24 protein-coding genes and 1 pseudogene are annotated in these 24,085 nt (G+C 66.4%); 11 read left to right on the forward strand and 14 right to left on the reverse strand.

Going from position 1 to position 24,085, the window contains the following annotated elements; translation table 11 throughout:
• The first annotated feature begins 55 nt into the window (after window positions 1-55).
• Window positions 56-655 carry a dCTP deaminase gene (dcd, locus tag C5E41_RS05690; RefSeq protein WP_104374755.1) on the forward strand — a complete coding sequence of 200 codons (600 nt, stop codon included), beginning with the start codon at window positions 56-58 and terminating at the stop codon, window positions 653-655.
• A gap of 175 nt (window positions 656-830) precedes the next feature.
• Here dcd and C5E41_RS05695 read toward each other — a convergent pair whose 3' ends face one another.
• Window positions 831-2,474, reverse strand: coding sequence for a purine-cytosine permease family protein (locus C5E41_RS05695; RefSeq protein WP_258080755.1), 1,644 nt, complete (start codon window positions 2,472-2,474; stop codon window positions 831-833).
• A gap of 139 nt (window positions 2,475-2,613) precedes the next feature.
• On the opposite strand from C5E41_RS05695, the gene C5E41_RS05700 reads away from it, so the two are divergent.
• Window positions 2,614-3,666 carry a hypothetical protein gene (locus C5E41_RS05700; protein ID WP_104374757.1) on the forward strand — a complete coding sequence of 351 codons (1,053 nt, stop codon included), beginning with the start codon at window positions 2,614-2,616 and terminating at the stop codon, window positions 3,664-3,666.
• 77 nt (window positions 3,667-3,743) lie between these two features.
• On the opposite strand, the gene C5E41_RS05705 is transcribed toward C5E41_RS05700, so the two are convergent.
• Window positions 3,744-4,280, reverse strand: coding sequence for a YdcF family protein (locus C5E41_RS05705; protein ID WP_258080756.1), 537 nt, complete (start codon window positions 4,278-4,280; stop codon window positions 3,744-3,746).
• Between the two features lie 124 nt (window positions 4,281-4,404).
• Here C5E41_RS05705 and C5E41_RS05710 point away from each other — a divergent pair, with 124 nt between their 5' ends.
• From C5E41_RS05710 to C5E41_RS05720, 3 genes are all read left to right on the forward strand, one after another.
• Window positions 4,405-5,727, forward strand: coding sequence for a UDP-glucose dehydrogenase family protein (locus C5E41_RS05710; RefSeq protein ID WP_104374759.1), 1,323 nt, complete (start codon window positions 4,405-4,407; stop codon window positions 5,725-5,727).
• 149 nt (window positions 5,728-5,876) lie between these two features.
• Entirely contained in the window at window positions 5,877-7,256 is a 1,380-nt protein-coding gene (locus C5E41_RS05715) for an Hsp70 family protein (protein WP_104374760.1), read from the forward strand.
• A gap of 101 nt (window positions 7,257-7,357) precedes the next feature.
• Complete coding sequence (locus tag C5E41_RS05720; RefSeq protein WP_258080757.1) at window positions 7,358-7,594, forward strand: hypothetical protein; 237 nt, start codon at window positions 7,358-7,360, stop codon at window positions 7,592-7,594.
• Window positions 7,595-7,607: 13 nt separating this feature from the next.
• Here the strand turns inward: C5E41_RS05720 and C5E41_RS05725 are convergent, their stop codons facing one another.
• The 5 genes from C5E41_RS05725 to C5E41_RS05745 form a co-directional block, all read right to left on the reverse strand.
• A complete protein-coding gene (locus C5E41_RS05725) occupies window positions 7,608-7,715 on the reverse strand; it encodes a hypothetical protein (RefSeq protein WP_439956433.1) in 108 nt (35 codons plus the stop codon).
• Between the two features lie 85 nt (window positions 7,716-7,800).
• On the reverse strand, window positions 7,801-7,998 hold the full coding sequence (locus C5E41_RS05730) for a hypothetical protein (RefSeq protein WP_146097466.1): 198 nt from the start codon (window positions 7,996-7,998) through the stop codon (window positions 7,801-7,803).
• Window positions 7,999-8,147: 149 nt separating this feature from the next.
• Entirely contained in the window at window positions 8,148-8,546 is a 399-nt protein-coding gene (locus tag C5E41_RS05735; protein WP_104374762.1) for an Rpn family recombination-promoting nuclease/putative transposase, read from the reverse strand.
• 180 nt (window positions 8,547-8,726) lie between these two features.
• Window positions 8,727-8,933, reverse strand: coding sequence for a DUF397 domain-containing protein (locus C5E41_RS05740; RefSeq protein WP_104374763.1), 207 nt, complete (start codon window positions 8,931-8,933; stop codon window positions 8,727-8,729).
• Complete coding sequence (locus C5E41_RS05745; protein WP_104374764.1) at window positions 8,923-9,825, reverse strand: helix-turn-helix domain-containing protein; 903 nt, start codon at window positions 9,823-9,825, stop codon at window positions 8,923-8,925. The genes C5E41_RS05740 and C5E41_RS05745 overlap by 11 nt, the downstream gene beginning before the upstream one ends.
• A 282-nt stretch (window positions 9,826-10,107) precedes the next feature.
• On the opposite strand from C5E41_RS05745, the gene C5E41_RS05750 reads away from it, so the two are divergent.
• The 3 genes from C5E41_RS05750 (at window position 10,108) to C5E41_RS05760 (ending at window position 11,384) form a co-directional block, all read left to right on the forward strand.
• On the forward strand, window positions 10,108-10,599 hold the full coding sequence (locus tag C5E41_RS05750) for a DNA-directed RNA polymerase subunit beta (RefSeq protein ID WP_104374765.1): 492 nt from the start codon (window positions 10,108-10,110) through the stop codon (window positions 10,597-10,599).
• 219 nt (window positions 10,600-10,818) lie between these two features.
• Window positions 10,819-11,070: a hypothetical protein gene (locus tag C5E41_RS05755; protein ID WP_104374766.1), complete on the forward strand. Its 252-nt coding sequence runs from the start codon at window positions 10,819-10,821 to the stop codon at window positions 11,068-11,070.
• A complete protein-coding gene (locus C5E41_RS05760) occupies window positions 11,070-11,384 on the forward strand; it encodes a hypothetical protein (protein ID WP_104374767.1) in 315 nt (104 codons plus the stop codon). The genes C5E41_RS05755 and C5E41_RS05760 overlap by 1 nt, the downstream gene beginning before the upstream one ends.
• Window positions 11,385-11,396: 12 nt before the next feature.
• On the opposite strand, the gene C5E41_RS05765 is transcribed toward C5E41_RS05760, so the two are convergent.
• The 4 genes and pseudogenes from C5E41_RS05765 to C5E41_RS05780 form a co-directional block, all read right to left on the reverse strand.
• Entirely contained in the window at window positions 11,397-11,822 is a 426-nt protein-coding gene (locus tag C5E41_RS05765; protein ID WP_104374768.1) for a hypothetical protein, read from the reverse strand.
• Window positions 11,823-12,360: 538 nt separating this feature from the next.
• Window positions 12,361-13,584: pseudogene (locus C5E41_RS05770) on the reverse strand (YibE/F family protein); the annotation flags it as partial.
• A gap of 369 nt (window positions 13,585-13,953) precedes the next feature.
• Window positions 13,954-15,213 carry a pyridoxal phosphate-dependent aminotransferase gene (locus tag C5E41_RS05775; RefSeq protein ID WP_439956435.1) on the reverse strand — a complete coding sequence of 420 codons (1,260 nt, stop codon included), beginning with the start codon at window positions 15,211-15,213 and terminating at the stop codon, window positions 13,954-13,956.
• A gap of 92 nt (window positions 15,214-15,305) precedes the next feature.
• Window positions 15,306-16,643 (reverse strand): hypothetical protein, encoded by a 1,338-nt coding sequence (locus C5E41_RS05780; protein WP_104374770.1) that lies wholly within the window; start codon window positions 16,641-16,643, stop codon window positions 15,306-15,308.
• 268 nt (window positions 16,644-16,911) lie between these two features.
• Here C5E41_RS05780 and C5E41_RS05785 point away from each other — a divergent pair, with 268 nt between their 5' ends.
• Window positions 16,912-17,361, forward strand: coding sequence for a hypothetical protein (locus C5E41_RS05785; RefSeq protein WP_104374771.1), 450 nt, complete (start codon window positions 16,912-16,914; stop codon window positions 17,359-17,361).
• A gap of 155 nt (window positions 17,362-17,516) precedes the next feature.
• On the forward strand, window positions 17,517-18,194 hold the full coding sequence (locus C5E41_RS05790) for a hypothetical protein (RefSeq protein ID WP_104374772.1): 678 nt from the start codon (window positions 17,517-17,519) through the stop codon (window positions 18,192-18,194).
• 137 nt (window positions 18,195-18,331) lie between these two features.
• On the opposite strand, the gene C5E41_RS05795 is transcribed toward C5E41_RS05790, so the two are convergent.
• Entirely contained in the window at window positions 18,332-21,391 is a 3,060-nt protein-coding gene (locus tag C5E41_RS05795; protein WP_104374869.1) for a (Fe-S)-binding protein, read from the reverse strand.
• Window positions 21,392-21,939: 548 nt separating this feature from the next.
• On the opposite strand from C5E41_RS05795, the gene C5E41_RS05800 reads away from it, so the two are divergent.
• Window positions 21,940-22,707, forward strand: coding sequence for a hypothetical protein (locus C5E41_RS05800; protein ID WP_258080758.1), 768 nt, complete (start codon window positions 21,940-21,942; stop codon window positions 22,705-22,707).
• Between the two features lie 88 nt (window positions 22,708-22,795).
• Here C5E41_RS05800 and C5E41_RS05805 read toward each other — a convergent pair whose 3' ends face one another.
• Window positions 22,796-23,689, reverse strand: coding sequence for an NRDE family protein (locus C5E41_RS05805; protein WP_104374774.1), 894 nt, complete (start codon window positions 23,687-23,689; stop codon window positions 22,796-22,798).
• 138 nt (window positions 23,690-23,827) lie between these two features.
• Window positions 23,828-24,073: a hypothetical protein gene (locus C5E41_RS05810; RefSeq protein WP_104380303.1), complete on the reverse strand. Its 246-nt coding sequence runs from the start codon at window positions 24,071-24,073 to the stop codon at window positions 23,828-23,830.
• Between the last annotated feature and the right edge of the window lie 12 nt (window positions 24,074-24,085).

Raw genomic sequence — 24,085 nt, forward strand, 5'->3', positions numbered from 1 at the left:
CCCGGCTCGCTGTGCGGCTGCGAGCCCGCGAACACGGGTTACTAGGCTGACCGCCGTGCTGCTTTCCGATCGCGACATTCGTGCCGAGCTGGCCGCCGGACGGCTCGGGCTGGAACCGTTCGACGAGAAATTGGTTCAGCCGTCGAGCATCGATGTGCGGCTGGATCGAATGTTCCGGGTGTTCAACAACACTCGTTACACCCATATCGATCCCGCGCAGCGCCAGGACGAGCTGACCAGCCTGGTCGAACCCGATCAGGGCGAGCCGTTCGTCCTGCATCCGGGCGAATTCGTCCTCGGCTCGACGCTCGAGGTCTGCACCCTGCCCGACGATCTGGCCGGACGCCTGGAGGGTAAATCGAGCCTCGGGCGGCTGGGCCTGCTCACCCATTCCACGGCCGGATTCATCGACCCGGGTTTCAGCGGTCACATCACGCTGGAATTGTCGAATGTGGCGAATCTGCCGATCACGCTGTGGCCGGGGATGAAGATCGGCCAGCTGTGTCTGTTCCGCCTGAGCAGTCCCTCGGAACATCCGTACGGCAGCGTGGCGGCCGGCTCGAAATATCAGGGCCAGCGCGGGCCGACGCCTTCGCGCGCTTATATGAACTTCCCGCTGCCGGAGGATTCGATTCCGCAGCCGCTCGATTCCTGAACGAGCGCAGCACGACCTCGACGATGTTCCGGGAGCTGCTCACCTGGCATGACGGGCGGCGCGCGGACTACGAGGGGTTCTGGAGTTTCGCCGGAAATCGTAAGGTGTCGGTCGCCGGGCGCCACCCGAACCGGCGCGGCGCGCAATCGCGGCCGCGCCGGCTCGGCATCCGGCGTCAGCTGGGCGGAAGCACGTGCGCGCCTGACTTGTCCGTCGACAGTGCCAGTGAGCTGATGTATTGGATTTCGCCCTCTGGTCCCGGAACCGCGGAGGCGATCATGTCGGGACGTTCGAAGTCCATTCCGGTGACGTGGCAGGTGAGGGTTTCACCTGAAGGATTGCCGTGTTCATCGAACATGTCCAGTTCGATTCCGTCGTCGTCGCGGCGCAGGTAGTACTTGCCCTTGGTGAGGACGGCGGTGAGCGGGGTGGCCACGAAGGCGATCACGACGGCGACGATCGGCGAATACGGTTTCAATGCCGCGCCGAACACACCGAAGAAGGTCATGATCGACAGCACCGCCGACAGTCCGAAGCCGACCAGGCCGACGGGGTTGAAGTTGTAGAGCATGCCGCGCCGGAATTCGGGCTGTTTCGGCGAGAGCTTCAGCAGATACTTGTTGACCGCGATATCCGTTGCGACGGTGACGATCCAGGCGATACCGCAGTTGGCGTAGAAGCCGAGGATGTCGTTGAGAAAGTCGAACATATTGGCTTCCATCAGGATCAGCGCGATCGCCAGGTTCACCCCGAGGAATACCAGCCGGCCCGGATAGGTCTTCGTCACGCGGGTGAACGAGTTGGTCCACGCCAGCGAACCCGAATAAGCGTTGGTCACATTGATTTTGATCTGTGAGATGACCACCAGCACCACCGCGAGCGTCATCGCCAGCCAGGACGGAACCATATCGCGGTAGATTTCCAGGAATTGATGCACCGGTTGATTCGCGATGTCCTGCGCCCCCGGCAGATTCGCGATCAGATAGACCGCGAGGAACAGGCCGACGACCTGTTTGACGGCACCGAAGATCACCCAGCCCGGCCCCGCCAGCAGCATCCAGCCCCACCATTTGCGCGCGTTCTCCGGGGTTTTCGGCGGCATGAACCGCAGATAATCGATCTGCTCGGCGATCTGGGCGATCAGTGAGAGACAGACGCCGGCGGCCAGCAGTGCACCGGAAAGGCTCACGCCCGTACCGTCCTTACCGCCGTAGGCGAAGAACGAATCGATCGATTCGGGGTGGCGGATCAGCAGGAACGCGAACGGCAACACCATCAGCAGCAGCCACAGCGGCGTCGTCCACACCTGCAGTTTCGCCAGCGTATTCATGCCGTAGACGACCAGCGGAAAAATCAGCACTGTGGAGAGCAGATAACCCAGCCACAGCGGGATGTGCAGGCCCAGATTCAGCCCCTGCGCCATGATCGAACCCTCGGTGGCGAAGAAGATGAAGGTGAACGAGGCGAACACCAGGTTGGTGATCACCGAACCGTAGTATCCGAACCCACTGCCGCGAGTGATCAGATCCAGATCGATGTTGTAGCGGGCGGCGTAGTAGGCCAGCGGAAATCCGGTGATCATGATGATGATCGCGAAGATTCCGATGCCCAGCAACGCGTTTCCGGTGCCGTTCGCGATGCCGATGTTCGCGCCGATGGAGAAATCCGCGAGGTAGGCGATGCCGCCCAGCGCGGAGACGCCGACCACGGCCGGACTCCATTTGCGGTAGCTGCGGGGCGCGAAGCGCAGCGTGTAGTCCTCGAGGGTTTCCTTCGTCGCGGCGGCAGCTGTCGCCGGACGGGTTTGCACATCAACCACGATCTACTCCTCATCGTTTCCGCGCTCGGCGCGGCCTTTCGAGGGTGCAGGCTCCGTGTGGTGTCCGTTTTGCCGCTCGGTTACCGCCGTGTAACGGCCCCGCGACCTGCGACTTTGCGCTCTCCCTTTACCGTGGTGCATGACCTGTGACTCGACAGCGAAGGCGAACGACCCCGGTGCGGGCGCGGCCATCCGGCCCTCCGCGACCGACCGGATCCGCTCCTGGACGGCGCTGGTACTGGCCGCCGCGCCCACCGCCGCGATCCTCACGGTGCTGCTCTACGGGCTAGGTTTGGCGATGGGCTTCGGCACCCTCGGCATCCTCGCCATCGCGTGGCTGGCGGTGTGTGCTCTCGCCGCGGTGGTGTTCTTCCTGGGCGCCGAGCGGCGGTGGTTGACGGCGCGTTTCGGGGTGCGCGCGCCCACCTCCGCGGAGCGGCATGCGCTGACGACGGCGTGGGAGCGGCTGGCCCGGCGGTCCGGCATCGCGTCCTCCTCGCATTCGCTGTGGATCCGGGAGAGCGAGCGTGAATTGCTGCTGCCCCGGCGGATGATCGCGGTCCCCTCCGCCGTGCTCGGTGCGCCCCCACGGCAACTCGAAGCGGTGCTGGCCCGTGAACTCGGGTATCGGTCCGAGGGTCGAGTAGCGTTGTGCCAGTGCGTATTCCGGTATTTCAACCTGCCGCTGGTATGGCTGGAGCGGGTGTTGCTCGCGGGTCCGGCCGCGGCCGGAGCGTGGCTGACACGACGGATGGCGCCACCGGCGGCCCGGATTTTCGGGATCGGCTGGAGTGCGGTCAGCCGGGTGCTGGTCGCCTGCCCCGCGATCGCGGCTACCACTGTGATCGTGGGACTTCCGGCCGCGCTGCTGCTGCGAATCGCTCCGGAGGTGGCGGCCTGCGCGCTCGTGCCGGTGGTGCGCCGCATCGACTACCGGGCCGACCGCGCCGCCGTCGACTTGGGATACGGCACGGACCTCGGTGTGGCGCTGCGGGAACGGCGGGTGGAGTCCGACGACGCGGCGGCGCTGTACGCACTCTCGGTGTCGGCGTACACGCCGCGGACCGCGGTGGACGAACGCGTTCGCCACATCCGCGATCGCATGGACGAGCGGGTGCGCATCGCTGGTTACTCGGGCCCGGTGCTTCGGGAAGGCAGTGCGGCACAAGGGTTTCCTGGCACCGATCGGTGAGATGGCGGACCGGCCGGTGCGGGCATCGCCGGGGCAGCGGGTTCCTGGCCGTGGAGCGGATGCCGGGCTGAACCAGTTCAGCAGTCCTCGAATGCGGCTTTGACGTACCCCGAGGACTGATACAGGTACTGGTAGGCCCACCGCGCGACACCGATGTGCGGATGCGCGTCGACGAGGAGAATCTCACCGCCCCAGCACTTGCCGAGCACATATCGGGCGCGGGAGATGTGTGGAGTGAAGGTCACCACGATCACCCGCCGCCAGTTCTCCCGGGCGGCGCGGGTGGCCAGTTCGCGTCCCTCGCCGCGCGTGGTGCGCGGCTCGGGATCGAAGCAGCTCACGCGGAAGCTGTAGCCGCCGTGACAGATTCGATTGATCAGCGGGGAGTGGTCGTAGGGATCGGAGAACACCACCTGCGGCGCGTAACCGTCGTGGGCCAGGCGCAACGCCAGCTCCTCACGGCCGTCGTGGGCGCCGCCGAGGACCACGATGGCATCGGCCGCGCGCGGGTCGTCGGTCCGCGGGCGCACGTACACCGGCCACAGCGCCGCCACCGCGACGGCGAGCACGAGCACCGCCCCCACCGCGCCGCGCACCCACCACCGTTTTCGCACCCTGCGATGGTAGGTGGTCGGCGAATGCGCTGATCGGCGACGGTTTCTCCCTGTACACCCACTGTTGCCTGCGCCCTCGCCTCGTGGACGCGGACCGGCCATACCCGGCGCGTATCAATCGACTATGCGTCTGACGGTATTCGGGACGGGATATCTGGGAGCCACCCATGCCGCTTGCATGGCCGAGCTCGGTCACGAGGTGCTCGGGGTGGATATCGACCCCGGCAAGGTCGCCAAATTATCCGACGGCGTCGTGCCGTTCTACGAACCCGGCCTGGAGGCGGTGCTGCGCCGCAATCTCGATGCCGGGCGACTGCGCTTCACCACCTCCTACGAGGAAGCGGCCGCGTACGCCGACGCCCATTTCCTCGGTGTCGGCACCCCGCAGAAGAAGGGCGAATACGGCGCGGATCTGAAATATGTACACGCCGTGGCCGATTCGCTGGCGCCGCTGTTGGAGCGGCCGTCGGTGCTGATCGGCAAGTCGACGGTGCCCGTCGGCACGGCCGCGGAACTGGGCCGCCGGATGCGGGCCCGCGCCCGCACCGACGTCGAGGTCGCCTGGAATCCGGAATTCCTGCGGGAGGGGTTCGCGGTGCGTGACACCCTGCGGCCCGATCGGCTGGTTCTCGGTGTCGACGCCGAACGCGAGCGCGCCGAATGGGTGCGCGCGCAGGTGCGCGAGATCTACGCCGACCTGATCGCCGCGCAGGTGCCGTTCCTGCTCACCGACCTGGCCACCGCGGAACTGGTGAAGGTGTCCGCCAACGCGTTCCTGGCCACGAAGATCTCGTTCATCAATGCCGTCTCCGAGGTCTGCGAGGCGACCGGGGCCGATGTCACGATGCTGGCCGACGCGCTGGGTCACGACGCCCGCATCGGCCGGCGTTTCCTCAACGCCGGGCTCGGCTTCGGCGGCGGCTGCCTGCCCAAGGACATCCGCGCGTTCATGGCCCGCGCAGGGGAACTCGGCGCCGACCACGCGGTCGCGTTCCTGCGTGAGGTCGACAACATCAATATGCGCCGGCGCACCAAGGTGGTCGATATGGCGGCCAAGGCGTGCGGCGGCTCGCTGCTGGGCGCCAATGTGGCGGTGCTGGGTGCGGCCTTCAAACCGGAATCCGACGATGTGCGTGATTCGCCAGCCCTGAACGTGGCCGGAATGATCCAGCTGCACGGCGCCGTCGTCACCGTCTACGACCCGAAAGCGCTGGAGAACTCGCGGCGGGTGTTTCCCACGCTGAACTACGCGACCTCGGTGACGGAGGCGTGTGATCGGGCGGATGTGGTGCTCATCCTCACGGAATGGGACGAGTTCACCGCACTCTCGCCGCGCGACCTCGAGCCGGTGGTGCGCGGGCGTTCCATCATCGACGGACGCAACTGTCTCGAGCGCGCCGAGTGGACCGCCGCGGGATGGGTGTACGCGGGACTCGGCACGTCGTAGGGTGGCGGGAGCCAGGTAGAGTGGCGGCGCCCTGAGGCATGCGCATCGGGCCCGCACAGCGGCCCGGTTTCGCTCGCACGGCCCAGCGCAGGCCGTCGGGGCGGGGGCCGGGCATACCGGTCGTGAAGCGTGAACGAGATGGGCGGCAGATGAGTTCGGTACTGGGAGTTTCGGTGGGGGCCGGCGCCATTCGCGTCGCGATCCCACATCCCGGTAATTCCGCCGAACGATTCGTCTCCACCGCCTTCGACGTACAGGCGATGCCCGTCGCCGAACAGCAGTCCATGGACGATGTGGCCGCCGAAACCGTCGGCGCCGTCTTCGGTTCCGCGCCGGAGATCGCCGCGACCGCACTGGCCTATCGCAACGAACAACATGCGCGCACGCTGCGGGGCGCCCTCGCGCGCCGTCAGCTCACCAATTACGAACTCGTGCCCGAGGTCGCGGCGGCGCGGGAATTCCTGCGCGCCACCGGTGAACTGCAGGGTTATCGCACGGTCGCGCTCTACGATCTCGGCAGTTCCGGGCTCTCGGTCAGCGTGATCGACGTGGAATCCGGGAAGGTGAGCCACAGCGAGCGCACCAGCGACATCAGCGGCGACTATCTGGATTCGCTGATCCGCGAGCAGCAGATCGCGTCCGGCCGGATCGAACACCCGCCCACCGCACAGGGTTTGGCGGCCCTGGACGGCGTGTGCCGGCAGGCCAAGGAACAGCTGTCGAGCACCACGGCGGTCGCGGTCCCGTCCGAGCACGGCCTGGTGTTGCTGTCGCAGGAGAACTTCGAAGCGCTGATCATGCTCGCGGTCGAATCGTCGGCCCGTATGACCCGTGATGTGATGATGCGCTCCGAACAGGCGGTGCAGGCGGTCTTCGTGATCGGTGGGTGTGCCCGAATCCCCCTGATCGCGCGCATTCTGGAGCGGTGGATGGGCATGCCCGTGCTGGTGCCCGCCGATCCGGAGACCGTGATCGTGCGCGGCGCGGCGCTGCTCGCCCGCCCGGCGCAGGTGGCCGCACCCATCCCGCAGGCGACCGGGCCCGGATCCGCCGACGACACCGTGCAATTGGCGCCGGTGTGGTTGTCCGAGGATGCGCTGCGACGTGCCCGCAAACGGAACAAGGCGCGCGGCAAGACCGAACTCGGCGGGAAGCTCGGTGCCGTCGGCGGTGGTCGCCGCCGGGAATTGAGCGTAGCCGGGGTGGCGGTCGGTGCGTTGGTCGTCGTCGCCGCGCTCGGGATCGGACTCGGCTGGGGTCAATCGGTCCTCCGCGGTGATTCCCAGAGCAACACCTCTGCCCCCAGTTCGGTACCCGCCGCTCCGCCGAAAGCGTCCGCGGACCCCTCGGTGGCGCCGACCACCGATGCCACCAACGCTTCCCTGGCCGCGCCGACTCCCCCCTGGCAGGCGCCGACCACCACCTCGGCCCCGCCGCCGGGGCCCCCGACCATCGTCGTCCCCGGCCTGCCACCGATCGTGGTGCCCACCATTCCGCCGTTGCTGCCACCGTTCCCGCCGCGGCAGTAGGCCGTCCGCCTGTCGCGTCGGTGGTGCGCCCACCGGTTTCGGGAGCCACGGACCGGATTAGCCTGATCATCACCGAACGGCAGGTCCGAGGAGTATGCGAGATGCCCCCTGTTCAGGTCGCGGTCTGCGGGCCGCGGGACTGCACGGATGCCGAGGCCGCCATCGCGTGGGAGGTCGGCCGGCTGCTGGCTGGGGCCGGCGCAGTCGTGTTGTGCGGCGGCGGAACCGGAGTGATGGCGGCGGTCGCCGAGGGCGCGGCCGTCGAGGGGAGTCACCGGGCGGCGAATGCGGCCGAGGCGGTCGCATTCGCCGTGGCCGGCACTCGACCCGGCGGCTGACGCCGGGCTCGCCTCAGGGCGCGATGCCGGTGAGCGAGAAGAACTCCTGACGGGAGCGGGCATCTTCGCGCAGCGTGCCCAGCAGCGTCGAGGTGACCGTGGTGGTGCCCGTGGCCCGCACGCCGCGCAGGGTCACACAGGGGGTCGGCCTCCATGACCACGCCGACGCCCTGCGAACTCACGCCGGAAGCCAGGAGGGGGCGCGATCAGGCGAAGACCTCGTCCAGTGTGGTCGCGGTGAGGACACGTGCTGTCCAGGTGCGTACTTGTTCGGGGGTGCCCGTGTGAATGGTTTCGATGACGTGGGTGGGCAGTGGGCCGAATTTGAGCGTGAGCAGTTCGATCAGTGCTTCGCCGCGTCCGCGGGCTTCTTCTTCGGCGCGGAGCCGTTCGGCAGTGGTCACGATTGCCTCCTTGGCTGGCGGTCCGAGCTGATCGACCAACGGGAGAAGGTTAGCTTCGGAGGTGTCGCTGACGGTCATCACGTAGGCGATGACGGCCTGGAACTGTGCCTTCCCCTCGGGGCCGAACAGCAGTGCACGCAGGTCGTCGATCAGCAGGGGCGGCCGGCGTGATTGCTGTGGACGACCAGCGGGATCACCGCGGGCAGTGTCCGTGCCTCGGGATGCTGGCTGCGGTGCTGATTCCAGATGCCGACAAGGTATTCCAGAATGCGCAAGGCCATGAAATGGTCGCTGCGGCTTTGGTGTTCGATCAGCATGCAGATGTAGGCGGTATGGCCGTCGAGGCGAGTGCGGTAGAGCAGGTCGCTGTAGCAGGAGCGCAGGTCCGCGGAGACGAAGCTGCCCGGCTGCAAACGTAATGTGTCCCAGTCGATCCGGTCGGTGATGGCCGCCGGGAGCGCCGCGCGAAGTTCGCACGCGGCATCGGCGGGACGGCTCAGTACGCGCCGGAAGTAGGCATCGTGCGGATTCGACGGGTTGGCGGGCATGGACGCGAAGCTACCTCGAGGCTGCGACACCTCGGAGTGCTTCGTATGTAGACCATGCGCCCAGTTGGAGCGAAGCGGAGAGCGGCGAAAAGCTCTGGGAGCGAACAGTTTTCAGATATGCAGCTGTCGGCGCCTCACGCCGCGAAGCCCGAACAGGGTCGCTGAATCCGACGACGATGCTTACTCCTGGTCGAACGCGCCGCCCTTCGCATTGGTGACGAAGGCGTTCCATTCGGTAGGGGTGAAGGTGAGCGCCGGGCCGGAGGGGTTCTTGCTGTCGCGGACGCCGACCATGCCGTGGTCGAGGAAGGCGACCTCGACGCATTCCTTGCCGCCCTGGCTGCGACTGCTCTTGAACCACTTCGCGCCAGATAGGTCAACGTTCACGTTGCTCATGCTCCCTTGCCACCCACCTAAGCAGGTTCCTGCTCACCGTCTCGTCCAAGGCCGCAGCCCTGATGCTGTCGTACCGCCGATGGTAAAGCCGCACGTCGTCTTCCTTCTCAAGGTACATGTCGCCGACAGCGCCCTCGAGAAAGACCACGGGAGGCTCGACCTGTTCACCGGTCGGTGTCTCGCCGAACGTAAGAACTACGAACGGGGGCATCGATATCCCATCTGGGAAACCGGCGTCGTACCCGAGTATGCGTACGGAGACGTTGTCTCGTGTGCCGATGTCGGCAAGGTGGCGCAGCTGAGCAGCCATGGTCGAGTGACTGCCTGCGACGCGACGCAGGGCCGCCTCGCCGATCACGACGTCGAGGAGCACTGGTTGCGTCTTTCTGGTGACGACGGTCTGCCGTTGAGTCTTTATCTGGACTCGTTGTTCCCACTGTTCAGGTTTCTCATCAGGCCAGATCGACCGAACTAGAGAGCGGTTGTAGTCGGCCGTCTGAAGTAGGCCAGGAATCAAGTCGGGCTGGTAGGTGATGATTCGGCTGGCAGCGGTTTCGAGACCAACGTAGACATCGAAGTTGTTCGGGATCAAATCGCCGTACTGGTGCCACCAAGACTTCACATTCGCTTGCTGGGCCAGTCCTTTCAAAGCGACCGCCAGGTCTGGCGGTATTCCGTAGAGATCGCAAATAGCTTGGATGACAATGGATTTGATTCGACCAACCTCGCCCTTCTCCAGGCGGTTCAGGCTTGTCGCACCCATTTCCAGCAGTTGAGCCGCGCGTACCTGGGTGTACCCGGCGCGTGTGCGCCACTCGACTAGATAACGGCCCAGCTGCCGCCGCGGAAGGGTTGATCCGGTAGCGCGCTGCGGGTCTGGCATGGAATCTCCGTTTCGGTGACGATGGATTCTCCGCTTCGGTGAAATGCTCTCACCTGGTGTGGAGAGTCTGCAGGGCGTTCGGAGAACTTGATTCGGAGACCCCGTTTCGGGGTGCTCGCGTGAAGTTTCCGGTGTGTCATAGAGGGGTTCCACGCGGCCGGATCTCACCGGCGGGTCACCCAGTCAGCTGGAAGCGCCCGCCCGATGATGATCAATCATCGTGCCCGACAACATGTTCAGGTCGAAACGGTCGTACGTTTGCCTATTCGAATCGAGGGAGCGATGAATAGTGTGCTCGGAGACGTTCCGGCGAGCGCGGAGGGCGCTCCGCAGACCTGGGCGATGATCTATCGGCGTGCGTTCGGGCTCGACGCCCAGGTGCACCCGGGTTCGGGGCGGTTGTTCGTGCGGGCGGGAAAGAACCTGTCCGCCTTCACCATGCCCAGCGCGCTCGGGGTGCGTGTGCGAGGGCGCTTGGTCGACAGGACAGGGGCGGCCGGGCCGATCATCGCCCATCCGCGTTCGATGCGGTGGACCTTTCTCACTCTTCCCGCTGATGCCGATCCGACGGATCCGTTGGTGCATGCCGAGATGTTTCGGCACTACGTCGACATCGCCGGTGTGAATGCCGAGATCGCGCTTCCCTCTCCCGGATTCCTCCAGTCGGATGTGTACCGCTCGTGGACCGAGGCTCCCGTCGGCGACTATCGCCCACTGGCGGGTGAGGTACTCAGCGCTGTCCGGGAATGCGTTGCCGCGCAGGGGATGCGGTGACATGAACATGATGCTGATGATCGGGTTGTGCTTCGGCACCGTATGCCTGGTCAGGGCAGCGGTCGGTGCGAGGCTCCCGCACACGTGTCCACGCCGAATCCCGTTGCCGTCCAGGCCATCCGATACTCTTCCGCTGCCGATCGGTGTGCAGCACATCAGGGAGCGTCTGGACCTCGAAGAGCTCGGCTTGCGGTGGTGCCGGGATCGGTGTGGTGCCGGATGACGACACACATCACCGAGGTGCGTGGGCTACGTGCGATGTGGCGGCATGGCCGCGGTGGCATCGAAATTGTCGCCGTACGCGATACATCCAACGGTAGCGAGGACCCCTTTCCGCGGGGCACCGATCTCGCCGCCGCGCGGGAGCTGCGTCCGGATCTGGCGGACCTGTGGGATGTGGTTCGCCGCGAATTCTGGGATCACTACCTCACCGCTCGCGTGGTGCGCGACGATCACGGGCGGAGCAGGTGATGACGGAGCGCGACAATCGAGAGTTGTTCTCGCACTGGGCGATCGTCACCACCGGTGCCTCCTGCGGTGCCTCCTGCGCCCATGCGGGTGCCTGCCCGATCGCGGTGTGGGGACCATATCCGCTGCGTGAAGCCGAGTACGTGGTCACGACCATCGCCTCGAGTCACAACCCGCACGTCGTTCCGTTCTGGACGCGCGGAGTGGAACTCGGGGACTGCGGATGTACCTCGACGGGTTCGGGCACTACCGCGACCCGCAGCGACGACGCGAAGATCATTTCCCTGCAATCCAATTCGCGAAAGCGGCCGCGATGAACCGACCTGATCTCAGGCGGCCAGGTTGGCCAACTGCGGGAGTCGCGACACCAGCGCGTCGAGTTCCTCGCGCCAGCGGCGGTGCACATTGAGGCGCTCGGGAGCGCCGGTGTGCGGCATGCGGTAGTACACCTTGGACCACAGTGGATTGATCTTCATCTCCGAGAACATGGCCGTGCTGAAATGCTCGGCGCAGACCAGGTTCGCGGGCCGACCCGTCCATTTGTCGGCCTCGACGATGACGACCGAAGTATTGGTCAGCACGACGAAGTAATACCCGCGCACGAACAGCATCGCGAACCGCACGTAGGGCGGGTCGTCCACCCACGGGCTCGGTCCGGTGATCGCCTGGCAGGCGAGCTGCATCTGCTCACCCGGCGGGGCGAATTCGGCCAGCTTCACCGTGCCGGTGGAACGCAATGACCGCCGCCGGCTCACAGGAGAAAGGAACCGTTCAGCGGCGGGGTTCCTGCGATCATTCCTCGTAACCTGTTGTGGGCCAAGAGGGTCGGTTGCGAGGCTGGGGGTCGTGCTGGGGAGGGCGGTTCGCATCCGGTCGCGGCGGCCGGGTGGGCCAGGTCGGCCCGGGGTCGTCCTGGTGGGGGTGGCCGGACGGGACGCGTCGGTGGCCGCCGGTGTCGGCGCGGTGGTCGTCGACGCGGCGGTCGTCGACGCGGCGATGGCCCCCGGTGGCATCGGGCGAAGGGGTGGCGCGGCGACGGGTGGGCGGCTCGCCCGGACGTCCTTCGACGCGGCGATGACTGCCCGTATTCGGTCCGCCGCGGTTGTCGATGTGGTCGTGGCGGCCCGTGTGCTCGCGGCTGTCCCCGCGCCGACGGCCTCCCGCGACCTCTCCGCGCGCGGCGACGCGGCGGTGGCTGCCCGCGGTCTCGGCGGCGCTCTCCGCCCGGCGGCGGCCCGTGGCAACGGCGGCACGGCCGGGTTCGGGCTCGTAGTCGTCGAAGTCGGCGCGTTGGCCGAAGGGGCGTGCCAGTAGAACCGCGATGGCGGTGGTCAGGGGCACCGACAGCGCGAGGCAGATGCCGCCGACCGCGGAGCGGGTGATTTCGATGGCCACCGCGTCACCGGTGAGCACGTCGCGGATGGAGCGCCCGGCGACGGAGAACATCAGCAGCAGCGGAAGCGCGCCGCCGGCGTAGGCCAAAACCAGGGTGTACACCGTACTGGCGATGTGGTCGCGGCCGACGCGCATGGCGGCCGCGAAAATCTCACGCCGCGTTGCCTCCTCGTCGAGTGCGGCGAGTTCGAAAGCGGCCGCGGCCTGGGTGATGGTGACGTCGTTGAGCACACCGAGGGAGCCGATGATGAAGCCCGCGAGCAGCAGCCCGGTAATGCTGACGTGCTGGATATAGGTGGCGACGTTGGTGTTCTGCTCCTCGGACAATCCGGTCAGATTCGTCACCTCCAGCGCGACCCAGGACAGCACCGCCGCGAGCACCATCGCGCTGAGTGTGCCCAGCAGCGCCGAACTGGTCCGCAGATTGACGCCGTGCGCCAGATACAGGACCGCGTAGAGAATCAGCGCTCCCGATACGAGGGCAACCGGCAGCGCGGGTTTCCCGTCGAGCAGTGCGGGCAGCAGGAATACGACCAGCACCCCGAAGGCGAACACCAGGCCGAGCACCGCGCGCAAACCGCGCCATCGCGCCACCGCGACGATCACCACCACGAAGACGAGCGTGATCAGCAGTAGTGGCATGCCGCGCGAATAGTCGTCGAAGGAATAGATGGTGGTTCCGCTCGGATCGTCCTGGCGAACCAGCCGAATGTGGTCGCCCGCATGCAAATCGGGTTGCCCCGGCCCCGGTGCGATCTCGAGCAGCGTACGGCTGCCTTTGTTCGGCCCCGATTCGATCGAGACCAGACTGCGCTGGCAGGTGTAGGCATTCGTCGGCGGTGGTTGCGGAGTATCGGGGAACGCGCGCCCGTTGGACGGACTCCCGCACGGCCCCATATCCTGCATCGCCACGGTCCCGGCCTCGGTCTGCACCGCCCCACCGCCACCGTTCTGCATCGGCAACGGAATATCCACATGCTGCCGACTGGGCCACAACCAGATCATGGCGATCACGACGATCACCCCGATCGCGGTGAGCACTCCCACCACCACTCGAGCCGCCGTAGCCCCGATAGCAATGGGCCCGGAATGGTCATGATGGTGATGATGATGCTCGCTCACCGCAGCGAGCTTAAAGGAAGTTATTTTCAACAGCAGCGCGTACCGCGTCTCCGCGTACTTTGGCCGAATTCGAGCGCCCCGCGCCGCATCGACAAAGAACCCCGCACCTGAATCAGGCCGAAATTCGCGGAGAGGCGGGAGTGCGGGCGGCGGAGAGCAGGGGGATGTCTCCGCCGCCCGAAAGGGATCCGACGGCCCAGGGGGGTAGGCGGTCGAATCCAGGGCCGAGCGGCCCAGGGGGGGTAGGCGGCTCGGCCGGGCACTGTGAGTGCCGAGGACTACTGTACACAAAAGTTCGAAGTTTGCGCCAGTGAAGTCTTCAAAAACCTACTTTTCCAAACTCCCGGTTTGTTTTACTTCCGGCCCCGACTACTGGCGATAGCTGGACAGGAAGTTGCCGAAGCGCTCGATCGCCACGGCCAGATCCCGGGCCCAGGGCAGCGTCACGATGCGCAGGTGATCGTGCTGCGGCCAGTTGAAACCGGTGCCCTGCACCATCAGGATCTTCTCCTGAAGCAGCAGGTCGAGCACCAGTTTTGCGTCGTCGTGGATGTCGTGAACCTCGGGATCCAATCGCGGGAACGCGTACAGCGCGCCCTTCGGCTTCACGCATGAGACGCCGGGGATCATGTTGAGCTTCTCCCAGGCCACATCGCGCTGCTCGAGCAGCCGACCGCCGGGCAGGATCAGATCCTCGATGCTCTGGTAGCCGCCGAGCGCCACCTGAATCGCGTGCTGCGCGGGTACGTTCGGGCACAGCCGGGTGGAGGCCAGCAGGTCGATGCCTTCGAGGAATCCGGCCGCGTGTTCTTTGGGGCCGGTGATGACCAGCCAGCCGGATCGGTATCCGGCCACCCGATAGGCCTTCGAGAGGCCGTTGAAGGTGAGGCACAGCAGGTCGGGGGCCAGGCTGGCGAGCGAGATGTGCTTGGTGTCGTCGTAGAGGATCTTGTCGTAGATCTCGTCGGCGAGCAGCAGCAGCTGATGTTTGCGAGCGAGGTCCACCAGCTGCTGCAGCACCTCCGACGAGTACACCGCGCCGGTGGGATTGTTCGGGTTGATCACCAGCAGGGCTTTGGTCTTGTCGGTGATCTTCGATTCGATATCGGCCACATCCGGTTGCCAGCCGTTGGACTCGTCGCACAGGTAATGCACGGCGGTGCCGCCGGCCAGACTGGTCATGGCGGTCCACAGCGGATAGTCCGGTGCGGGGATGAGCACTTCGTCGCCGCTGTCGAGCAGCGCCTGCATCGTCATCGTGATCAGTTCGGAGACGCCGTTGCCCAGATAGACGTCGTCCACATCGAACTCGGGGAAGCCGGGGACCAGCTCGTACCGGGTCACGATCGCGCGCCGCGCGGGCAGGATGCCCTTGGATTCGGAGTAGCCCTGCGCGTACGGCAGCGCGGCGATCATGTCGCGCATGATCACATCGGGCGCGTCGAATCCGAACGGCGCCGGGTTGCCGATGTTCAGCTTGAGGATGCGATGGCCCTCGGCCTCCAGTCGTGCCGCATGTGCGTGGACCGGCCCACGGATTTCGTAGAGAACGTTCTGGAGCTTCAGGGACTGCTCCAGAATCCGGGGCGGCTGATGCGGTGACTGACTGGTAGGGCTCACCTGTTCAATGGTGCCACCGCCCCGCAACTGCATATCCGAGGCATCGCCAGCGCGCCGTATCGGCGTTGTGCCGGTCACATCGGGGCCGGTGCGGCCGCCGTTCAGGTCGACGGATTGGCCGGCAGCATCCCGGTGGCGACCGTGGTGCCGCAGAACTCCTCGATCCGTTCGTCCAGGCGGCGCGCCTCGACCGCGTCGCGGAAGCGGGGAGTGGCGATGCGACGGCGCAGTCCGGTGAGCCGTTCCTCGAGTTGCGCGATGCGGCGGTCCTCGGAGAGCTCGAGTACCGGGCTCAGTGCGTCGCCGGCGCCGTCGAGACTGCCGTTGATCAGCTGGGCCGCCGCATTGTCGACCCGCGCGAGCGCCTCGGCCCCGTACGACCGCTGTTCACGCGGGCCGCCGCTGTACAACTCGATGGTGCGCTGGGTTTCGGCCAGGGCCGGCTCGGCCTGGCCGAGATGGATGTAGGTGGCGCCGGCGTAGTAATGGCTCTTGGCCTCCGGAAAGCCGAAGACCCCGCCGGTCTCGTCGTGCAGCCCGTCGGTGCCGGTGCCCCCGCGCGCGGCCTCGGCGGCGCGGATGCAGCGTTCGGCGTCCGTGGCGCTTCCGAGTTTGGACCAGATGCGCGCCTCGATGTTGTGCAGCCGGACCTTCGCGGTCACCGAGTCCGCGTACTGCTGACCGTTCTGCGCCAGGGCCACCGCCCGGCGCGGCCGCTCGGACCAGTATTCGATCAGCGCCTGCATGCCGCGCGTCCACGCGCGTAATCCGTTGTGGCCGCACAGTTCCGCATAGGCCCAGGCCGCGCGGGCCTGTTCTCCGGCCGCGTCGAGATGTCCGAGATCGGTACTGGCGTTGGCCAGCAGACCCGACAGCGTTCCGGCCAGCAGATACAAATGGCTTGTGTCCGCGGGCTTCTGGTGGCCTTCGAGCAGCCGGTACACCCGCCGGCGCACCCGCAGCATCTCCACCATCATCGGAACCGGCGGCACGTGGACATACTCTCTGGCGATGCGGGTGGCATCGGCGTCGAGCTGTTCCAGCGCGGAGGCGCCGACGTTACTCGCCTCGGCGCGACCGGCGTGCTCGCTGGCTTCGTGGGCAGCCGCCATGATCAGATCCCTCTCCGAAATCTCGGCTAACGCATCACCTCTCATCGCACCTGCGTCTACGAGTGCCAAAAGTTCCGCGTCGCTCGAATACTTGCTGCGCGTCGAATGACCTTGACGCACCTCGAATTCCGATTCCGGCCGATCGACGACGGGCTGATCGATCATGGCCGCGAACCGTGCCCGCACGACTTCGTCGGACCTGGCGAGTGATGTGTCCAGCGCGGCCTGGTTGACCGGGCGCGGATGCACCCGGGCACCGCCTGCCTCCCACTTCGACACCAGGCGTTCGTGCACACCGAGATGGGCCGCGAACTCCCTGATGCTCATGCGTTTGGCATCGCGGAGGGCACGGGCTTCCTTACCTGACCACTGCCGGACCACGATGTCATCCCTTCCGCGCGAACTGGTCTCCAGAGTACGAGCGGGCGGTGATCACGGCCACATCCGAAATCGAGCTGGTACACGGGAATTGGCTGGTCTCGGCGGTTTGGGCAGTGAAAGGGCAGTGCAGGGCGCGTGTGGGGGCGTTTCGGAGACGTCGCCGTGGCGGGAGCCTTGAAGATATCGAGAGAGTCGCCGTGAAGGTCGGGAAACTGTGAACGTCGAGAAGCTCAGAACCGCCGACGACTGGGTGATGTTCTATCGGCATCACGCCGGTCTGGCATGTATCCAGCGTGGGGGATTCGTCACGCTGCCGGTGAGCGGCGTCGTCGGTGTCGTGCATCTGCCGGCCGACCGCGCCGAAGCGGTGTGCCGATCGCTGACCGAACACGGCGGGTGCGGGCCGGTGCTGGCTCGGCGCGTGCGCTGGAGCTTTCTCGTATTTCCCGACAGCCGACCCGGTGGGCAGATCGCGGAGATTCTGCAGCGTCTCGATATCGGCATCCCGGCCGACGGCGGCGAGATCATGATGCCCACCAGCCTGGGTCGATGGACCCGCGAGGGTTGTCACTGGATCGTTGCGCCTGGGCCGGACCTGGAACTTCCACCCCTTTCGATAGTCGTCACGACGGCGCTGGCGGTGGGAAGAGGCGGCGAGGACTGAACCCGCAGACCGGTCCTCGCCGCTGCCGATCCGGGTCCGCCTCGTTGCCTGTCGGGGGCGGACCCGGATTCGGAACATGGATGCGAACTCACATCTGGAACGGTCCTTCTTCAGATCTGGCCAATTTGTGACATGCGGACGTTTAAGATTGCCGGATGAAGCTCCAGCGCCTTACCGCGATATCCGCACTGGTCGTCGGCGCCATCACCGCCGGAACCACTGCCGCGCAGGCCGACCCGGCCGCCGCACCCCAACCAGCGGCGATCAAGTACTCCATGAAACTCGTCGACAAGACCGTGGTGACCACCCTGCAGGGCGGCGCCTTCCGGATCGCCGCGGACGGCAAGTCCTATGCCATCACCCATCCCCGCGGCGTCACCGTCGTGTCACTCCCGACCGAGGTACGCGTCGCCGGGACCGAGGTGCCGGTGAAGCCGGTGGTCGACAACGACGGGACAGCCCTCGAGTTGACGTCGCAGCGCACCGCCACCGTTGACGAACCGGTCACCGTCCAGGTGATCGCCTCGCCGATGGAAAACCATCGAGCGATGAACGAATTCGAAACCAATTTCGGCGTCGCGACCGCCGTCGGCACTTTTCTCGGCACCGCGGTCGGCGCCATCGTCGGTGGTGTCACCGGCTGCATCCTGGGCCTGCCGCTGCTCGGCGTCGGCTGCATCCCCGCCGCGGTCGCCGGAGCCGGCATCGGCGGCATCCTCGGCACCATCGCCGTCGGTGGCCCCGCGCTCGGCATCGCGGGAATGGATCTGATCAACACCCTGCAGGCCGCCCCCGGAACCACCAAGTGGGCCGAGGACTCCGCGGGCAACTAGGAGTTACGCACCGTCGAAGGCCGGTCGCTCGCGCAGCGGCCGGCCTTCGTCGTTGGCAGCGAACCTGCCGCTATCCGCTCGCCGGATACGACGAGGGGCGCCGCCTATGTCGGCAGCGCCCCTCGCGGTGAGGCGAACTACTTCTTGCGGCTGCCCGGGGCCTTCGCTCCGGACTTGAAGCCCAGGCCGCCCGGCTTGGCGGTCGGGGGCTGGACCGCACCGTTGCCGCTGTCGGCGGATTCGGTGGCGGCCGCCGTGGTCGACGCGGCTGCTTCGCTGCCGGCCGCCGCGGCCGGTGCCGCACCGTTACCGGATTCCGTTGCCGCCGGGGCGGATTCGGAAGCCGCGGGCTTGGCGGCACCCGGAGCCTTGGGACCGGGGCGCTTGAAGCCGGACTTCATCGCCAGACCCTTCGGCGCCACCGTCGGTTTGGTTTCGGTGCGGCCCGTGGACGTGGCGGTCGGAGCCGACTCGGCCGTCGGGGTTTCCGCCGGAGCCCCCGGTGCCGAAGTCTCCGGTGAAGTCTCCGAAGCAGGGGCCTCGGACGAACCCTCGGCAGGAGCTTCGGCCGGTTTGGCGCCCGGCGCCTTGGCCTTGCCCTTCATGGCGAGCCCGCCGGGCTTGGCGGTCGGTGCGGCCGGAGCCTCGGTGGCGGCCTCCGCAGCGGAGTCCTCTGCCGCGGGGGCTTCGGCGGGCTTCGGAGTTGCCTTGGCGCCCGGTGCTTTCGCCGCGCCCTTCATGGCCAGGCCCTTGCCGCCCGGCGCCTTACCGCCGCCCTTCATGGCCAGACCGCCACCGCCGGGTGCCTTGCCGCCACCCTTCATCGCCAGGCCCTTACCGGCGGCCGGGGCGGCCTGCTCGGCAGGTGCCTCGGCCGCGGCTTCGGCCACTGCTTCCTCGGCAGCCGGTGCCGCAGAGGCTTCGGCGACCGGTTCGGGAGCCTTGGGCCGCTGAACCACCTTCAGGTTCTCCGACAGCGCCGCGGGCTCGACCCGGTCGATCGACTGCAGCATCAGCTGCGCCACATCGACGACCTCGACGCCCTGGCCGACCTCACCGGAATCCTTGCGCGCGGTCACACCGTCGGTGAGCATCACGCGGCAGAAGGGGCAGCCGGTGGCGATCAACGACGGCGAGTTACCACCGTCGAGGGTGGCCAGTGCCTCGTCGGTCCGGTCGAGGTTGACTCGCTTACCGAGCTGTTCCTCCATCCACATGCGGGCACCACCGGCGCCACAGCACATCGAGCGCTCACCGTGGCGCGGCATCTCGCTGACCTTCGCGCCGGAGGCGGCCATCAGCTCACGCGGCGCGTTGTAGATCTTGTTGTGCCGGCCCAGGTAGCAGGGGTCGTGATAGGTGACCTTCTCCGACACCGGCTTCACCTGGACGAGCTTGCGCTGCCGCACCAGCCGGTTGAGCAACTGGGTGTGGTGCACGACTTCGTAGGTGCCTCCCACCTGCGGGTACTCGTTGTTGAGCGCGTTGAAGCAGTGCGCACAGGTGACGACGATCTTCTTCTTCGACGGCTCCACACCCTCGAAGACCGAATTCAGCGTCTCGATGTTCTGCATCGCCAACTGCTGGAACAGGAATTCGTTACCCGCGCGCCGAGCCGAGTCACCGGTACAGGTTTCCTCCGCACCCAGCACCATGAATTTCACGCCGGCCGTGGCGAGCAGTTCGGCGACGGCCTTCGTGGTCTTCTTGGCACGGTCCTCGTAGGCACCGGCACAGCCGACCCAGAACAGATATTCGTACCCGTCGAAAGTCTCGGCGTCCTGGCCGAATACCGGAATATCGAAGTCCAGCTCCGACATCCAGTTCAGGCGATCCTTGGCGTTCTGACCCCAGGGGTTGCCCTTGTTCTCCAGGTTCTTGAACAGACCGGCCAGCTCGGAGGGGAATTCCGATTCGATCAGAACCTGGTAGCGACGCATATCGATGATGTGGTCGACGTGCTCGATATCCACCGGGCACTGCTCGACACAGGCGCCACACGTGGTGCACGACCACAACACCTCGGGGTCGATGATGCCGTTGACATCCTCGCCGCCGACCAGCGGACGCTCGGCCTCGGCCTTGGCCGCCGCCGAGATCTTCGCCAGCGCGGCCTCGTTCGGCTTGCCCTCGGCGTCGACCAGGCCGACCTCGTCGCCGCCCATATCCTTGCGGCCACCGGCAAGCAGGTAAGGAGCCTTGGCCGCACCGTGGTCGCGCAGCGACATGATCAGCAGTTTCGGCGAGAGCGGCTTACCGGTGTTCCAGGCCGGGCACTGGCTCTGGCAACGGCCGCATTCGGTGCAGGTGGTGAAGTCCAGCCAGCCCTTCCAGGAAAAGTCCTCGATCCGCCCGGCGCCGAGGGTGTCGGTATCGGGGTCGACGTTCTCCATATCCAGGGCGCGGCCCTTGGACATCATCGGCTTGGCCGCACCCAATGCGACGCCGCCGTCGTCCTCACGCTTGAAGTAGATGTTCGGGAAGGCCGCGAACCGATGCCACGCCACACCCCAGGTGATGTTGCGACCGACGAAGTAGAGGAACGCCATGCCTGACATCAGCTTGATGAAGGCGAAGATCGACACCATCGTCGCGTTGGCGGGCAGCAACTCGGCCACACGCATGGTGAAGAAGTCCGTCGCCGGGTTGCCCTCGCCGTTCAGCGCGATCTTGCCTGCCTTGACGAAGATCATGCCCAGGCCTTCGAACAGCACGATGGCCTCGATGATGTAGGCAGGGCCGAACTTCGAACCGCTGAACCGTGACAGGCGCTGCGGTACCCGCGGGTGATTGAGCTGGCGAATCGCGATCAGCACCACAATGCCGATCACGGTACCGATGCCCAGCAACTCGTCCCAGAAGTGGTAGATGCCCCAGTTGCCGATGATGGGCCAATGGAACTCCGGATCGAAGGTCTGACCGTAGGCCTCGAACCAGAGGATCATGCCGGTGAGGAATCCGATCATCACCAGCCAGTGCGCCCAGCCGACGGTGCGGAATTTGTTCATGCGGGTATGCGCGATGAACTCGACCAGCATCGTCTTGAAGCGTGGGAAGAACGGCCGCCAGCGATCCGGCGCGGGCTGTCCGACCATGATCGCGCTGGCGATCTTCCACACGCCGCCGATGAACGACGCCCAGCACACCAGGCTGAGCACCGCTCCAATCGTGCCCAGCGTCACTGTCAGGGCATTCATGTCGCGACCTTCCTTCGGTTCCACGAGCATTCCGGCGACCGGGCTGGGGTCGCCGTCGGTTGCTCGTATCGTAACGGGCACTAAGTTACCCGCTGGTAACTTAGCTGCCCATCGTATGATGCACGAGTGGTCTATCCCAGGTTGCGGGGTCCAACCGTACTGTGGATGTGACCGTTCTCACGTGTTGTCCTGCGGTTTTGGCGTGGGCGCGGTCGTCTGACACGGTAAATCCCGGCAAAACCGGTGCTTAAGCCGGGACAGGCTTACTCGCCGCGAAGGCGAACCGTTGTGGAATTCCCGGTTAATTGTTAGTGCACATAACAATTCTCGCTTTCAGTCGGGGTATTCGACTAAGCTCACTGCGTCCTGCTTGCTGTGTGCACCTTCACACTGCTCGGGGAGGTCCGTCAGGTTTGAAATCGGGATGATGGCCTGATGGATGCGTGGGCTCTCGCGGAGAAGTTGCGTGCGGCAAACCCTGATCACGGATTGGAAACCGAATGAAACTCCGCAGAGGTACTGCGGTCGCCGCTATGGTTATCGGCGCAATGACCGTGGCGTTGGGAACTGCCAACGCCGACCCTGCACCAGCCCCGGCTCCGGCCGCCGACGCCAAGCCGGGGATCGACTACTCCACCAAGCTGGTCGACAAGACTGTCGTCACCAAGCTCAAGAACGGCACATTCGAACTCGTGGAGAAGCACGGCGCGACTCCCGACCAGAAGCAGCAGGTCGTCGACATCAAGGACCAGGCCGGCAATGTCGCCCTGGAGATGCCGATCGACTACCGGATCGCGGGCGTTCAGATTCCGATCAAGCCGGTGCTCAAGGACAACGGCACGGTGCTCGAGCTGACGCCGGACAAGCCCGCCAATGTCGACCTGACCAAGCCGGTTGCCGCGGCACCCGTGGCCGCGGTTGCCGACACGAAGGTCGACCAGCAGACGCCGATCCAGGCCGATAAGCCGGTTCTGGTCGCCAAGGACGTCGCCTCACCGATCGAGAACCAGCGCGCGATGAGCGACTTCGCCACCAAGTTCGGTCTGGCGACCGCGATCGGTGGCTTCGTCGGTACCGCCATCGGCGCCGCGATCGGTTGTGTCGCGACGCTTCCCGTCGGCTGCATCGGTGGTCTGGTCACCGGTGCCGGCGTCGGTGGCATCCTCGGCACCGTCGCGGTCGGCGGTCCGGCTCTCATCGGCGCCGGCGTCGAGCTGGTCAACACCATGCAAGCTGCCGACGGCACCACCCAGTGGTCGGATGCGGCCATGGCGGCGGCAAGCGGCCAGCCGCAGCAGGCCAACCAGCCGAAGTAATTCGCGGAGCGGAGCCGGTGATCGGCCGGCTCCGAGACGCGTACGGCCCGCCTTCCTCCCCGAAGGCGGGCCGTTGTCGTTGCGGCGGTCACTCGGCGTGCATCCGCAGCCGCCCGGTGTAGTTCACCTCGCCGAGCGGTTTGCCGAATTCGGCGAAGGACCGTTCGGCGATCTCGAAACATCCGTCCTCGCGGACCAGAAGCACTGTGCTGCAGCGAGTTCCGTGCCAGTCGTTGGCGACGAAGCGGGCCGATACCGAGCGTTCCTGATCCGGCGACAATCCGGTGTGCGGTAGTTCGGCATCGGGCGCGATGGCGCGGTCGGCCAGGATGTCGAAGTAGTCCGCCACCGCCGGCGAGCCGACGACCGCGCTCAGGGCGCGCACGCCGTCGCGCACCTTCGGCCACGCTGTGGCGCCGGTGTCGGTATGCACGCCGCCGTCTTCGGCGTTCTCGCTCCCGGCGGCGCGACGATCCGCGATCCCGGCCGGCTGTTCAGAACCGGGGAGGGCCGAACCGAGCAGGGCGGCATTGGACAGCCCATGCACTCCGGGCGGGAGAGCCAGCGGAGTGGCCTCGCTGCGATTGCTGTGCCACCACAGCGTCTCCAGATCGGAGACCACCAGGTTGTAACCGTTGTAGTCGTCCAGATCGGCCGCGGTGGTACGAACGAACTTCTCCGGGGCCGTGGCGGCGGTCAGGTAGTCCATCAGCAGGGCGCCGCGGGAGCGGGCATCGGTGCGCTTCTCGGCCGGGCCGCGCACATTGGTGACGGTCGCGAACCGACCGGCCTCGGGGACGATCCCCAGCCAGGTGCCCGGCACTCCGTTCCGAGCTCCGAGATCACGCCCGGCCAGCAGGTTCGGCCGCTCCGGCCACCAGCGCATCGATTCGGTTGGGCGCGTGTAGAACTCGTCCCGATTGGCCGCCACGATCAGCCGATACTCCGGATGCGCGCGCCACCCGATCAACACCAGACACATAACTCCAGCATGCCCCAGCCGCTGTGCCCGCGTTTCACGGCTGCGGCCACCGAGACTCGTCACCGGCGCGCGGAGGCGCCCCGCCGGCACGAACCGCAGCGGACTCCGTGCTGCCGACGAGGCGCCTCCGCGCGGCGATCAGCCGACCGGGATGGAAGGCGGATTGCAATCGGCGGTCCGCCCACCGCCCGACAGGGCGTCCAGCAGGCAGCCGATGTTGATGGGAAGGTAACCGGCGCTGCCGGACGAAACATCTGCCGTGGTCACCGGTGTGGCCGACGGATCGGCGACACCGGAACCGCTACCGGCGGATGCGATCGGAGCCGCGATGAGAAGTGAAGTGGCGCAGAACAATCCAGCGGTGAGGAGCGTCGTTCGGAACATGCGTGTGATCCT

Source organism: Nocardia nova, from assembly GCF_002933465.1.
Classification (GTDB): Bacteria; Actinomycetota; Actinomycetes; order Mycobacteriales; family Mycobacteriaceae; genus Nocardia; species Nocardia nova_B.